Annotated in this window: 11 protein-coding genes; 8 read left to right on the top strand and 3 right to left on the bottom strand. The window is 69.6% G+C overall.

Annotation, left to right across the window (positions count from 1 at the left end; genetic code table 11):
- The first annotated feature begins 80 nt into the window (after positions 1–80).
- Both CF8_RS09415 and CF8_RS09420 read left to right on the top strand, forming a co-directional pair.
- A complete protein-coding gene (locus tag CF8_RS09415) occupies positions 81–953 on the top strand; it encodes a diacylglycerol kinase (RefSeq protein WP_010832886.1) in 873 nt (290 codons plus the stop codon).
- A complete protein-coding gene (locus CF8_RS09420) occupies positions 950–3,757 on the top strand; it encodes a DEAD/DEAH box helicase (RefSeq protein ID WP_010832887.1) in 2,808 nt (935 codons plus the stop codon). Before CF8_RS09415 ends, CF8_RS09420 begins: the two co-directional genes overlap by 4 nt.
- Here CF8_RS09420 and CF8_RS09425 read toward each other — a convergent pair.
- Positions 3,747–4,682, bottom strand: coding sequence for a 5'-3' exonuclease (locus tag CF8_RS09425; protein WP_442937097.1), 936 nt, complete (start codon positions 4,680–4,682; stop codon positions 3,747–3,749). The genes CF8_RS09420 and CF8_RS09425 overlap by 11 nt on opposite strands.
- A 38-nt stretch (positions 4,683–4,720) precedes the next feature.
- On the opposite strand from CF8_RS09425, the gene CF8_RS09430 reads away from it, so the two are divergent.
- Positions 4,721–5,173 carry an Lrp/AsnC family transcriptional regulator gene (locus tag CF8_RS09430; protein ID WP_269634811.1) on the top strand — a complete coding sequence of 151 codons (453 nt, stop codon included), beginning with the start codon at positions 4,721–4,723 and terminating at the stop codon, positions 5,171–5,173.
- A gap of 114 nt (positions 5,174–5,287) precedes the next feature.
- On the opposite strand, the gene CF8_RS09435 is transcribed toward CF8_RS09430, so the two are convergent.
- Entirely contained in the window at positions 5,288–6,244 is a 957-nt protein-coding gene (locus CF8_RS09435; RefSeq protein WP_036490668.1) for a hypothetical protein, read from the bottom strand.
- A 217-nt stretch (positions 6,245–6,461) separates the two neighbouring features.
- Complete coding sequence (locus CF8_RS09440) at positions 6,462–7,931, bottom strand: KamA family radical SAM protein (RefSeq protein ID WP_010832891.1); 1,470 nt, start codon at positions 7,929–7,931, stop codon at positions 6,462–6,464.
- Positions 7,932–8,085: 154 nt separating this feature from the next.
- On the opposite strand from CF8_RS09440, the gene CF8_RS09445 reads away from it, so the two are divergent.
- The 5 genes from CF8_RS09445 (at position 8,086) to lnt (ending at position 13,848) form a co-directional block, all read left to right on the top strand.
- Positions 8,086–9,138: a hypothetical protein gene (locus CF8_RS09445; protein ID WP_010832892.1), complete on the top strand. Its 1,053-nt coding sequence runs from the start codon at positions 8,086–8,088 to the stop codon at positions 9,136–9,138.
- Positions 9,135–10,706 carry a lysine 5,6-aminomutase subunit alpha gene (locus tag CF8_RS09450; RefSeq protein ID WP_010832893.1) on the top strand — a complete coding sequence of 524 codons (1,572 nt, stop codon included), beginning with the start codon at positions 9,135–9,137 and terminating at the stop codon, positions 10,704–10,706. The genes CF8_RS09445 and CF8_RS09450 overlap by 4 nt, the downstream gene beginning before the upstream one ends.
- Before the next feature lie 76 nt (positions 10,707–10,782).
- Positions 10,783–11,520, top strand: coding sequence for an OAM dimerization domain-containing protein (locus CF8_RS09455; protein WP_010832894.1), 738 nt, complete (start codon positions 10,783–10,785; stop codon positions 11,518–11,520).
- The gene (locus tag CF8_RS09460) at positions 11,517–11,921 is read left to right on the top strand and encodes a hotdog domain-containing protein (RefSeq protein WP_010832895.1); all 405 of its coding nucleotides are present in this window, start codon (positions 11,517–11,519) and stop codon (positions 11,919–11,921) included. Before CF8_RS09455 ends, CF8_RS09460 begins: the two co-directional genes overlap by 4 nt.
- Positions 11,922–12,342: 421 nt before the next feature.
- Entirely contained in the window at positions 12,343–13,848 is a 1,506-nt protein-coding gene (lnt, locus tag CF8_RS09465; RefSeq protein WP_157953235.1) for an apolipoprotein N-acyltransferase, read from the top strand.
- The last annotated feature ends 39 nt before the right edge of the window (positions 13,849–13,887 follow it).

A 13,887-nucleotide genomic window follows, 5' to 3' on the forward strand; every position in this document is an offset into this window, starting at 1 on the left:
TCGCCCGACAACATGGGCGCGCTGCTGCGGATCGGCGCGGAGAAGCAGAACCGTCGCTGAGGCTGGATAGGGTCGTCGACATGGCCCGCGAGATCGCTCTTCTCACCAATCCCACCTCGGGCAAGGGGAAGGGCGCGCGCTACCGCGAGGCGGCACTGTCACGGCTGCGCGACGCCGGCCTCATCGTGCGCAACCTCGAGGGACGCGACGCCGACGAGGCCCTCGACCTGGCCCGCGCCAGCGTCGCCGACGGCGTCGAGGCGCTCGTGGTCTGCGGAGGCGACGGCCTCGCCCACCTCGCCGCCCAGGTCCTCGCCGGCACCGGCGTACCCCTCGGGATCATCCCCGCGGGCACCGGGAACGACGTCGCCCGCTACTTCGACCTGCCGCGCCAGGACCCGGTCGCCGCGGCGGATCGGGTGATCGGTTCCCGCACGCGGACCATCGACCTGGCCCGCACCGGCTCGCGCTACTTCATCACCGTCCTGGCCGCCGGCTTCGACGCGATCGTCAACGAGCGGGCCAACGAGATGAGCTGGCCACGGGGGCAGATGCGCTACAACCTCGCCACGCTCGTCGAGCTGCGCACCTTCCGTGCCCTCCCGTTCACGCTCGAGCTCGACGGCGCGCAGATCCAGCGCGACGCGATGCTCGTCGCCGTCGGCAACGGCATCTCCTACGGCGGCGGTCTGCGGATCGCCGAGGGGGCCCTGCTGGACGACGGCTTGCTCGATGTGGTCATCATCAAGACGATGACCAAGCCCAGGCTGATCCGCACCTATCCCAAGCTCTTCTCCGGCACCCACACGCAGGCGCCGGAATACGAGCGCCACCGCGTCCGCAGCGTCACCCTCGCCGCACCAGGTGTGACGACGTACGCCGACGGCGAGCGCTTCGGCGCCCTGCCGCTGACGATCACCTGCGAGCCTGCTGCCCTGTCGGTGTTCGCATGAGCGGCCACGAGGACGAGCCCGTGTTCGAGGACGAGCACGCGTCGACGTACGCGCGGATGACCACGCACCCGGTGACGGCCGCGTTCGCCGGTCTCTACGACTTCCCGCTGGACGACTTCCAGGTGCGGGGGTGCAAGGAGATCGAGGAGGGGCGCGGCGTGCTGGTCGCCGCCCCGACCGGCTCCGGCAAGACGATCGTCGGCGAGTTCGCCGTCCACCTCGCGCTCGAGACCGGGCGCAAGTGCTTCTACACGACGCCGATCAAGGCGCTGAGCAACCAGAAGTACAACGACCTCGTCGCGCGCTACGGGCCGGAGAAGGTGGGCCTGCTGACCGGCGACAACGTCGTCAACGGCGAGGCGCCGATCGTGGTGATGACCACCGAGGTGCTGCGCAACATGCTCTATGCCGGCTCGCGCACGTTGATCGGGCTCGGCTTCGTGGTGATGGACGAGGTGCACTACCTCGCGGACCGGATGCGCGGCGCGGTCTGGGAAGAGGTGATCATCCACCTGCCCGAGTCGGTCACGCTGGTGTCGCTGTCCGCGACCGTGTCCAACGCCGAGGAGTTCGGCGAGTGGCTGGCGACCGTGCGCGGCGAGACGACCACCATCGTCGAGGAACGCCGACCGGTGCCGCTGTTCCAGCACGTGATGGTCGGCAAGCGGCTCTTCGACCTGTTCGCCTCCTCCGACGTCGACGCCAGCGCCGGCTTCGTGAAGGAGGGCGCGCCCGTCAACGACGAGCTCGTGCGGATCGCGCGCGACGACTGGGCGAGCTCGCGGCTGATGCGCGATCGCAAGTCGGCCCGGAAGGGCAAGCCGGGGGCCTCCAAGAACCCCCGCCAGGTCGGCAACGGCCGGCGCGTGTGGATCCCGAGCCGGGTCGAGGTGCTCGAGCGCCTCGACAGCGAGGGACTGCTGCCCGCCATCGTCTTCATCTTCAGCCGGGTCGGCTGCGACGCCGCCGTCACGCAGTGCCTCTCGGCCAACGTCCGGCTGACGAGCCCCGAGGAACGCGCCGAGATCTTCGCCTACGTCGAGGAGCGCTGCCGCCACCTGCCCGACGACGACCTGGAGGTGCTCGGCTACCCCGAGTTCCTCGACGGCCTGACGCGTGGCGTCGCCGCCCACCACGCGGGCATGCTGCCGACCTTCAAGTCCTGCGTGGAGGAGCTCTTCCTGCGTGGCCTGGTGAAGGCGGTGTTCGCGACCGAGACGCTCGCGCTCGGCATCAACATGCCGGCTCGCACCGTGGTGATCGAGAAGCTGTCGAAGTGGAACGGCGAGACGCACGCCGACATCACGCCGGGGGAGTACACCCAGCTCACCGGTCGTGCCGGTCGCCGCGGGCTCGACGTCGAGGGCCACGGCGTGGTGCTGTGGCAGCCCGGGATGAACCCCGGCGAGGTCGCCGGCCTCGCCTCCACCCGCACCTATCCGCTGCGCAGCTCGTTCCGCCCGTCCTACAACATGGCGGTCAACCTGGTCCACCAGTTCGGCCGCGAGCGCTCGCGCGAGCTGCTGGAGCAGTCCTTCGCCCAGTTCCAGGCCGACCGGGCCGTCGTCGGGATGGCGCGCCAGCTGCAGAAGGCCCAGGAGGCGATCGCGGGTTACGACGAGGCCGCCACCTGCCACGTCGGTGACTTCATGGAGTACGCCGCGCTGCGCCGTCGCATCTCCGAGGTCGAGAAGGGCGCCTCCCGGGAGCGGCGCTCGGGTCGCCGCGAGGAGGCGATGGAGTCGCTGACGCGGCTCAAGCCGGGCGACGTGATCATGGTGCCCAACGGGAAGTTCGCTGGCTTCGCGGTCGTCATCGATCCCGGCATCGGCGGCCACGAACCGCGGCCCTACGTCCTGACCGCAGACCGGCAGGCCCGCCGCCTCGCGCCGATGGACTTCCAGACGCCCGTCGAGGCCATCACCCGGATGCGGCTGCCGAAGTCGTTCAACGGCCGCAACCCGGCCATGCGGCGCGACCTCGCCTCGGCACTGCGGACCAAGACCCACAACCTGACGCCGCCACCCCCGCGCCGTACCACCCGCAACGACGACTTCACCGAGTCGCCGATCGACCGGGAGATCGCCGAGCTGCGCACGAAGCTCAAGCAGCACCCGTGCCACCAGTGCCCCGAGCGCGAGGACCACGCGCGCTGGGCCGAGCGGTCCTTCAAGCTGGCGCGCGATGCCGAGACGCTCAAGCGGCGGGTCGAGTCACGCACCAACACGGTCGCGCGCACCTTCGACCGGGTGTGCAACGTGATGACGGCGCTGGGCTATCTCGAGGGCGACACCGTGACCGAGCGCGGGAGCCACCTCCGGCGCATCTACACCGACATGGACCTCGTGGCGGCCGAGTCGCTGCGCGAGGGGCTGTGGGACCACCTCGATGCCTCCGAGCTGGCCGCGGTCCTCTCGTCACTGGTCTACGAGGCCCGTCGTGCCGACGATGCCTCCGCGCCAAAGGTCCCAGGCGGTGCCGTGCAGGCCGCCCTCGTCGACACCGTGCGGGTGTGGGGCCAGCTCGACGCGCTGGAGCGTGACAACAAGCTGGAGTTCCTGCGTGAGCCCGACCTCGGGTTCGCCTGGGCCGCCTTCCGCTGGGCGGAGGGCGACGACCTCGACGACGTGCTCGGTGGGACCGACCTGGCCGCCGGCGACTTCGTCCGCTGGATGAAGCAGCTGCTCGACCTCGCCGGCCAGGTGGCCGACGCAGCCGGCGACTCCCCGCTGCGCAAGACCGCGCGCGAGACGGTGAAGGCGCTCAAGCGCGGCGTCGTGGCCTACTCCTCCGTCACGGAGTGAGCCCGGCGAGCACCTTGGTGAGGCGCTCGACCGGGCTGTTCAGCCCCCAGCGCTCGGCGAGGGCCGCCAGTGCCTCGGGGTCCTTCGGCGAGCGCGGCAGGGTGCAGTCCGGGGTGCCGAGGTCGATGTCGCGGGCCACGGCCACGACCGTCGGGGCGACCTCGAGGTAGTCGGCCGCCGCCAGGATCTTGCCTCGCGGGCCGGGGCCCAGCGCCGAGCCGGGATCGGCCGCCGCCGCTCGGATGCCCGACAGGTCGCCGTACGACAGGAGCAGGCTGGCGGCCGTCTTGTCGCCGACGCCCGCGACTCCGGGCAGGCCGTCGGACGCGTCGCCGCGCAGGGTGGCGAAGTCGGCGTACTGCTGGGGGAGGACGGAGTACTTCTCGACCACGACGTGCTCGGTCATGCGCTCGTGCTTGGCGACACCGCGGGCGACGTAGAGGACGCGCACCTCGGCTGCGTCGTCGACGAGCTGGAAGAGGTCGCGGTCGCCGGTGACGATGTCGACGGGCATCGTCGCGTTGGTGGCGAGGGTGCCGATGACGTCGTCGGCCTCGTAGTCGTCGGCGCCGACGATGGAGATGCCGAACGCGTCGAGGACCTCGACGATCACCGGGATCTGGGCCTCGAGCGGGTCGGGCACCTCCTCGATGTCCGGGATGCCGTCAGGACGCGGCGCCTCGACGCGGTGGGCCTTGTAGGTCGGGATCAGGTCGACGCGCCACTGCGGGCGCCAGTCGTTGTCCCAGCAGCACACGAGATCGGTCGGCTGGTACTCCTCCACGAGCCTGCTGATGAAGTCGAGGAGCCCCCTCACGGCGTTCACGGGAGTGCCGTCGGGTGCGCGCACGGAGTCCGGAACACCGAAGAATGCGCGGAAGTACAGGGAGGCCGTGTCAAGAAGCATCAGTCGCTGTGCGGTCACACCGGGATCCTTGCACGATCCGTCGCTACTCTGAGCGCGTGACAACCCCTGCCGTGGAGACCACCGACCGCCTGATCCTGTCCCTGCTCGCCACGGACGGGCGGATGTCGTTCACCGACCTGGGCAAGGCCACCGGTCTCTCGACCTCCGCCGTGCACCAGCGGGTCAAGCGCCTGGAGTCGCGCGGCCTGATCCGCGGCTACGGTGCGCAGGTCGACCACGAGCAGCTCGGACGGCCGCTGACCGCGTTCATCTCGATCACGCCGATCGACCCCTCGCAGCCCGACGACTACCCCGAGCGGCTCGTCGACATCCCCGAGATCGAGTCCTGCTGGTCCGTGGCCGGTGAGGAGTCCTACATCCTCAAGATCCGCGTCCCCACCCCCCGGCACCTCGAGGACCTCCTCGCCCGCATCCGCTCCGCCGCGAACGTCTCCACCCGCACGACGATCGTGCTCTCCACGCCGTACGAGAACCGCCCCCTCGGCTGAGGTCGTCCCTCCTGTCGCGGAGTCCCCGCCTAAGCGGGGACTCCGTCACAGGTTGGCCGTTGCAACGCCCCAGAGGCGCAAGAGTTCCCCAACCTGATGAGCGAGCAACTCTGGTCACGCCGCAGGTGCACCGCGGCTCGCCAGCAGCTTGAGGATGCGGCGAGCAGTGGCAGTCGGGTTCTCGAGGTCGGCCCAGCCGATGCGGATGCACACCCACCCCGTGGCTTGGCAGATTCGCTCCTCGCGTCGCTTCTCACGCATGAGGTAGTCGGCGAGAGTCTCTCCGGGGCGTCGGTAGATCTCGTACTTGATGCGGCCATCGAACTCGAGGAAGACGCCGTGCTTGCGCCACAGGAAGTCGACCACGCCGATCAGGAATCCTGATTCGTCCAGCACCTCCACTTGTGGCTCTGGCCGAGGCAGCCCCTGGCGGTAGCAGAGGTAGACGAATCGAGTCTCGGCAACGCTCTGGAGGCGCGAGTCCGCGAGACTCAGGGCTACCCGCGTGTTCAGCGTCTCGGGCCAGTGCTCCGTCTGTCGCGCCAGTCTTGCGACCTCCTCCGGCGTCGTCCGTCTCAGGTTGAGCAGGCCATTGAGGATGACCAGACCGAGTTCGAGGTCAACGACGGACAGGATCTCGACCGCGGTCCTGGCTGCCGTGGCCACGGGGACCCCGTGGCGCAGCGTGATGTGTTCGAGAGGCAGCCGCCCGGAGTGGTGCACGATCAAGCTCTCGCGGCGACCGGCCTTTTCATCGGTCCGGGTCAGCGCAACCTCGGTCAGGTCGATGCGCCACATCGGCACGTCCCACTCGGCAAGCGCGGATTGGTGCGTAAGCACTGACGACTCATGGGCAGTCCTCAGCACGGCACGCGAGCGGACGCGATACCTGTGTAGATCGCTCGCCGCGCTCCACAGTGCCGAGTCGACGTATGCGCCGAACCTGACCCTGCTGATGAGTCCCGCCTTCACGCACCTCGCGATGTCGCGGTCAGACCACTCGCGGTCAATGAGCTCTCGGCGGAGCCAGATGTCCTCGAGTCTCACAGGAAAGGCTTCGTTGGCCGTCATGGCGACGACCGTTCCTTCATGGACCGACACTCATGCGTCGATGCAACGACCCGCTGTGGATATCGCACCCGGACGCATACCTGTGGAGACGTTGTGGTCCGGAGCGCCGAACAGGTAGGGAGAGTTTGACGCCGGTGGGCCGTTGCAACGGCCACTACGTGCAGGAGTCCCCGCCGAAGCGGGGACTCCTGCAGTGGTCAGGGAACTTCGACGCCGCCTACCAGGCCTGGAGGGCGGCGGTACGGCGACTCGCCTCCGCCATCTCGGCAGCCTTGAGCGCGGTGGACTCGAGCCCGCCGTGCTCGGCCCACCACTGCTGGCCGGCGGCGGGGAGGGTGTGGATCGGGTCGTAGTACTCGTAGGTGCGCGACAAGGCGTCGGGGTCGGCCGCCTCGATGGACGTCTTGTAGTTCTTCGTCCAGTAGGAGATGCCACGCTCGGTGTCGTAGTCGGCGAGCTGGTGCACCCAGCGCTTCCCGACGAACGGCACGTCGCAGACGATCCGCGGGGTCGCGAAGCCGGGGAGGTAGCCCATGATGTGGTGCTGCAGCTTCTGCGCATCGGCGACCGAGACCCGCCAGTGCTCCGAGAACGGGATCATGTCGCACATGTAGAAGTAGTAGGGCATGATCTGCGCCCCGTCGAGCAGCCGGAAGCACAGGTCGAGCAGGGTGTCGCCGTCGGCGTTGACGCCGTTGAGCAGCACCCCTTGGTTGCGTACGTCGCGCACGCCGGCGTCGAGCATCGCGCGCGTCGCCCTGGCGACGATCGGGGTGATCGAGCTCGCGTGGTTGGCGTGGGTGTGGATCGCCAGGGACACACCGCGCGAGCGGGCGATGGCGGCCACGCGGCCGACGCCGTCGACGACCTCGGGCTGCAGCCAGTGCTGGGGGAGCCCGATCAGGGCCTTGGTGGCGAGCCGGATGTCGCGGATGTTGTCGACCTCGAGCACCGAGGTCAAGAACGCCTCGAGCCGCGGCCACGGCATGTTGGCCACGTCGCCACCGGAGACGACGACGTCGCGCACCGACGGCGTCCGTCGCAGGTAGTCGATCATGTCGCCGATGCGGTCGTTGGGCTTGCCGGCGAACTTCAGCTTCTCGATCACCGGCGTCGAGTTCCCGACGAGGTCCATGCGCGTGCAGTGCCCGCAGTACTGCGGGCAGGTCGGCAGCAGCTCGGCCAGCACCTTGGTCGGGTAGCGGTGGGTCAGCCCCTCGGTCGCCCACATGTCGTGCTCGTGCAGCGAGTCGCGGGTGGCGTGCGGGTGCGAGGACCAGTCCGTACGGCGATCGCTGAACACCGGGATCATGTAGGTGCGGATCGGGTCGGCGTACAGCGCCTCCGTCAGGGAACCGGGACCGGACGGCACCGCGGACGGCATCATCGTGTTCATCATCTGCGGGGGGATGAGCATCGACATGGTGGCTCGCTCGGCCTGGTCGCGCTCGAGGTCGGCGTAGAACCGGTCGTCGACGAGGTCACCGAGCAGCTCGCGCAGCTGCTTGACGTTCTTGACGCAGTGGGCGCGCTGCCACTGGACCGATTCCCAGTCCTCGGCCGTGACGTCGCGCCAGCCCGGGAACCGGGTCCAGTCGGGCTCCACGAGCTCGACCCGCTGGTAGGGGTAGGGCTGTCCGGAGTCACTGCGCCGATCGGTGGGGGCGGGTGAGATGTCGAGGCTCATGGGTGCTCCAAGGGCGAGGGTGGCCGGTCGGGCTGGCTGGGTCTGGTGCGCGCGGCGCGTCAGTTGTGTGAGCCGCGCCTCATCTGCCACGATACGAGGAGATTGTCCGGCAAGTCCAATGACGCGCCGCAATATCTCCTGTATCGACACCCATATGACGGAGGACGAGCGGATGTCACGCGAGTCGACGAGTGATCCCACCGGCCTGCACCGGGTCCTGGACGACGCGGTCGTGCTGCCGCAGGCGGCCCAGCGGCTCGACACCAGCGCCGAGCTGTGGCCCGACGAGGTCCGAGTTCGCGTCGAGAAGCTGAACCTCGATGCTGCGTCCTTCCGCCAGCTCGAGGGAAAGCACGGTGGCGACGGCGACCTCGTGCGCGCGGAGGTGCTCGACATCGTCGGCACCCGCGGCAAGATGCACAACCCTGTCACCGGGTCCGGCGGCATGCTCGTCGGCACCGTCGAGGAGGTCGGCCCGGAGTCGACCCTCGGCCTCGCGGTCGGTGACCGCATCGCCACCCTGGTCAGCCTGACGCTCACGCCACTGGTGATCGAGGACGAGCTGAAGCAGTGGGACGGTCGCAGCGAGCAGGTCCCGTGTGACGGCTACGCCGTCCTGTTCGGCCGGTCCATCGCCGCAGTCATTCCAGACGACCTGCCTGCCGCCCTGAGCCTGTCGGTCATGGACGTCTGTGGTGCCCCGGCCCTGACCGCGCGCGTGGTGGCCGACTACGCCGAGCCCACCGTCGTGGTGATCGGGGGAGGCGGCAAGTCCGGCTCCCTGAGCCTGGCCGCCGCCCGCGAGGCCGGAGCCGGACGGGTCATCGGGGTCGTGCCGCAACAAGAAGAGGCGGAGCGACTGCGCGGTGCAGGACTAGCCGACGAGGTCGTGATCGCCGACGCCCGCGACCCGATCGCCCTGCGCGACGCGGTCGCGAAGGCCGGGGGACCGGCTGAGGTCACCGTCGTCTGCGTCGACGTGCCCGGCTGCGAGGGGGGAGCGATCCTGTCCACAGCCGAGGGCGGCACCGTCATCTTCTTCTCGATGGCCACCTCCTTCTCCGCCGCAGCGCTGGGCGCCGAGGGGCTCGCTGCGGACGTCCAGATGATCGTCGGCAACGGCTATGTGCCCGGCCACGCGGCGTACGCCATGGAGCTCCTGCGGGGAAACGCCGGCGTGCGCGGACTCTTCGAGGGACGACTGTGAAGACCACCGGGAAGCTCGGCCTCGACACCGCCCAGATCCGTGAGGCGCGCACGCTCGCACGCCGGGTCGGCAAGCCGATCGTGAGGACGGCCCAGCGGCACACGACCGTCAGTGTCGAGCGCGCCACCCTGCGGCTCGCCGGACTCGGCGGCGCCGACTCCGAGGGCACGCCGTGGGTCAACCGCCTTGCCGACGTCGTCCGCGCGGACGTCGGGCTCGAGCACGGCCTGGCTCTCCCGGTGTGGGACGCCCTGCTTCGCGGAGAGGCCGACGACCTCGAGACGTTGGCCCAGAAGGCGTCCGCCGGCTCGATCACCTTCCACCTCCCGGAGGGGAAGGACGCGATCCGCGCGGCCAAGGCCTCGCACAAGGCCGTCGGCAGGGGCATCAAGCAGATCGACCGCCGCCGCGTCGAGCGCGAGCGGGTGATCGCCAAGGTCGGCGACGCGCCCCGGAAGCCGTGGATCTACCTCATCGTCGCCACCGGCGACATCTACGAGGACATCCCGCAGGCCCAGAACGCCGCGCGTGAGGGCGCCGACGTCATCGCCGTCATCCGCAGCACGGGGCAGAGCCTGCTCGACTTCGTGCCGGAGGGCGCCACGCGCGAGGGCTTCGCGGGGACCTACGCCACGCAGGAGAACTTCCGCCTGATGCGCGCAGCCCTCGACGAGACGAGCCGCGAGCTCGGGCGCTACGTCCGGCTGACCAACTACGCCTCTGGCCTGTGCATGCCCGAGATCGCCGCGCTGGCGGGCCTCGAGCGGCTCGACATGATGCTCAACGACTCGATGTACGGGATCCTCTTCCGGGACATCAACCCGATCCGCACCTTCGTCGACCAGCGCTTCAGCCGCCAGGTCCACGCCCGCGCCGGCATCATCATCAACACCGGTGAGGACAACTACCTCACCACCGCCGACGCGGTCGAGGCGGCACACACGGTCACGACCAGCCAGCTCCTCAACGAGTACTTCGCCAAGGAGGCCGGCCTCGAGGACTGGCAGCTCGGACTTGGGCACGCCTTCGAGATCGATCCCGAGGTGCCCGACTCGTTCCGCCTCGAGCTCGCCCACGCGATGCTCGCGCGCGACCTCTTCCCGAAGGCGCCGCTCAAGTGGATGCCGCCGACGCGGCACATGACCGGCGACGTGTTCAAGGGCTACCTCCTCGACGGGTTCTTCAACCTCGTCGGCGCGCTGACCGACCAGGGCATCCTGCTCGTCGGGATGATGACCGAGGCGGTGGTGACGCCCTGGCTCTCCGATCGTGACCTGGCGCTGCAGAACGTCCGCTACGTCATGAACGCCGCCGGCAACCTGCACGAGGACTTCTCCCCGAAGCCGGGCGGCTTCATCGTCAACCGGGCCCAGGAGGTCCTGGGCGACTCCATCACGCTGCTCCAGGACATCGAGGGCCACCCCAACGGCCTGCTCGACGCCATCGCCGACGGCACGTTCGGCCTGATGAAGCGCCCCGCCGACAAGGGCCGCGGGCTCGAGGGCGTCGCGAAGAAGGCACGCGACTACTACAACCCCGCCACCGAGATCCTGGAGGGACGCCTGTGAACGAGCGCAGCGAGCGAACCATTCAACGCAGCGCGGTCTGTGCCTCATGCGCGCACGGAGCGAAGCGAGTACGCGCATGAGCCTCATTCGTCCGTACGGCGACACGACCGGCGACGGCATGGTCCAGCTGTCCTTCACGCTGCCGATGGCGCACTCGAAGATCGCCGAGGGAGCCGCGGCCCAGCTCGCCAACAAGATGGGCATGGACCCCGCGATGGTCGTGCACTCCAAGGCGATGGGGCCCGACTTCACCTTCTTCGTGGTCTACGGCCGGGTCAACCACCTCGTCGACCCCAGCGTGGTCGAGGTCGTCGAGCGCGACTACCCGCTGCTCACGCCGAAGGAGGCCAACGCGGAGATCAAGCGCACCCTGCGGCGCCGGATGGTGGTCGTCGGCGGCTGCATCGGCACCGACGCCCACACCGTCGGCATCGACGCGATCCTCAACATCAAGGGGTTCGCGGGGGAGAAGGGACTGGAGTACTACCGCGAGGTGAAGGTCGTCAATCTCGGTGCCCAGGTGTCCGTCCCCGAGCTCGTCGAGGCCGCTCGCACCGAGAAGGCCGACGCGGTCCTCGTCTCGCAGGTCGTCACCCAGCGCGACGCCCACCTCCTCAACACCCGCGAGATGTCGGCCGCCTTCCGCGAGTCCTATCCCGCGGACAAGCGCCCGCTGCTCGTCGTCGGTGGCCCCCGCTTCGATGAGACGATGGCCGACGAGCTCGGGGTCGACCGGGTCTTCAGCCGCGGCACGACTCCCGGCGAGGTCGCCTCCTTCCTCGTCCACCGCCTCACCACCAGGGAAGCGTCATGACTGATTCGCGCATCGGCACCACCGTCACCCACCGCCGCTACGTCCCCTACAGCCACGCCCACTACGCCGGCAACCTCGTCGACGGTGCCTACTCCCTCGGTCTCTTCGGTGACGTGGCGACCGAGCTGTGCATCCTGCTCGACGGTGACGAGGGCCTGTTCGCGTCCTACTCCGACGTGCAGTTCAAGGCGCCGGTGCACGCCGGTGACGTCCTCGAGATCACCGCGACCCTGGTCAGGGCCGGCACCCGCAGCCGGGTCATGGACTTCATGGTGAGCGTCGTCGCCAGGGGCGCGGCCACACCCGAGGCGCCCGGCGCGGCCGCCTCCCTCACCCCGCCCCTCGTGGCGACCACCGCCACCGGCACGGTGGTCGTGCCGCCTTCCCCAGCGCGGGAGTGAAGGTCGCGGCGTGTCACGCTCCGACACGCCGATCCCCGCATCTTTTTTGCCCAATTCTTGTGGTGTACGGCGCCGCGCTGACCTGCGAAGATGCGCGTTGCCGCAGGTCAGCGGCCTGTTGACACGCGTCGCCCGGACAGCGAAGGTGCCGTGGTCCGCCCGTGCAGATCATGGCTGGCGGACCGGCGTCCGAGTGGCCGGATCGGGGGGTGTGCAGCCAGCATCCGAGCCGAACTGGTTCACGGAGGTCGGTCTCGCACCATGAGGGTGGAGACGGGAGGGGCGCAGGCTCCGTAGACAACTTCCTGCTGTCCGCAGCCAGCTGGCAGTGGGTTGGTCCGAAGGGTGTGCGCGCCTCCCGTTCCCCTGCAAGGAGCGCGGCCATGACGGGCGATGACCGCCCGACGGCTAGCGTGTGCGCGTGCTGCTCCGCTGCGTCGTCGCCCTGCTCGGCGGCGTCGTGCTCTCCCTGGGCTTCGCCCCGGTCAGCTTCGCTCCCGCACTGCCGATCGGCATCGCAATCCTCGTCCTCAGCGTGCGCGGCACCAGGCTTCGCTGGGCCTGGCTGCCGGGGTGGCTCTTCGGGCTCGCCTTCTTCGGCGGCCTGCTGTGGTGGCTGCGGGTCGTGGGCCCGGACGCGTGGGCCGCCCTGTCGGTCGTGCAGTCCGTCTACTTCGCCCCCTTGGGTGTCGCGTTCGCTGCCCTCACCCGCCTGCGCTGGTGGCCCGTGTGGTGCGCCTGCGCGTGGGTGAGCGTCGAGTCGTGGCGCGGCGCGTGGCCGTTCGGCGGCCTCACCTGGGGCAGGTTGTCCTTCGGCACCGCCGACACCGTGTGGGCGGCGGGGCTGCCCTGGCTCGGGATGACCGGGGTCAGCCTGCTGATCGCGCTCACCGGCAGTGCGCTGGCCTGGCTGGTGACCACTCGGCTGCGCAAGCCGGCGGCTGCCCTGCTCGCCGCCGCGGCGCTGGTCGCGGTGACCTGCGTGCCGCTGCTGGCGACGTATGACATCGAGCGGGGGCGCAGCCTGCGGGTGGCCGCCGTGCAGGCGGACGTGCCGGGCGACGGCACCGACGTGCTCGCCCACCACCGCGACATCACGCGCGCCTTCTCCGACCTGACGGTCGAGCTGGCCGGTGCTGGGGAGCGGGTCGACCTCGTCGTCTGGTCCGAGAACTCCACGGCCGTCGACCCGTTCAGCGACGTCGAGGCACGCGCCGAGATCACGACCGCCTCCGACGCGATCGGGGTGCCGATCCTGGTCGGCGGGATGGTCGACTCACCCCGCGAGAAGGAGGTCCTCAACCAGGGCATCGTGTGGCAGCCCGAGATCGGTGGGGGAGACCGCTACACCAAGCGCCATCCCGTGCCGTACGGCGAGTACATCCCCTACCGGGGCTCACTGATCCCCGACACCTACGGCCAGCTCGCACTGATCCCGCGCGACATGGCCCGCGGCACCAGCCTCGAGCCGCTCCGGATCGCCGGGACCAGGATCGCGGACGCCATCTGCTTCGACGTCGCCTACGACGACGCCATCCACGGCCAGGTCGCGAACGGGGGCCAGCTGATCACCGTGCAGACCAGCAACGCGATGTTCATCAACACCGCCCAGATCGACCAGCAGTTCGAGATCAGCAGGCTGCGCGCGATCGAGACCGGGCGCTACGTCGTGGTCGCCGCGATCAACGGGGTCTCGGGCATCATCGCGCCCGACGGGGAGGTGCTCGAGGCCGCCGATCCGCGCACCCGCGCCGTGGTCGTCGGGGACGTCACGCTCGCTGCCGAGCTGACGCCGGCCGTCGCGGTGGGTGCATGGCCCGGACGTGTCATCGTCGCCATCACAGTTGTTTCTCTGGCATTCATTCTGGTCACGTATCGTCGCAAGGAACGGCCGAATTCCGCGCCGGGCCGTATTCTCGACACGTGAGGGGAGACCAGTGAGCACAGCCGAGCTTGGTCGAGTTGT

This window comes from Nocardioides sp. CF8, from assembly GCF_000389985.1.
Classification (GTDB): domain Bacteria; phylum Actinomycetota; class Actinomycetes; order Propionibacteriales; family Nocardioidaceae; genus Nocardioides; species Nocardioides allogilvus.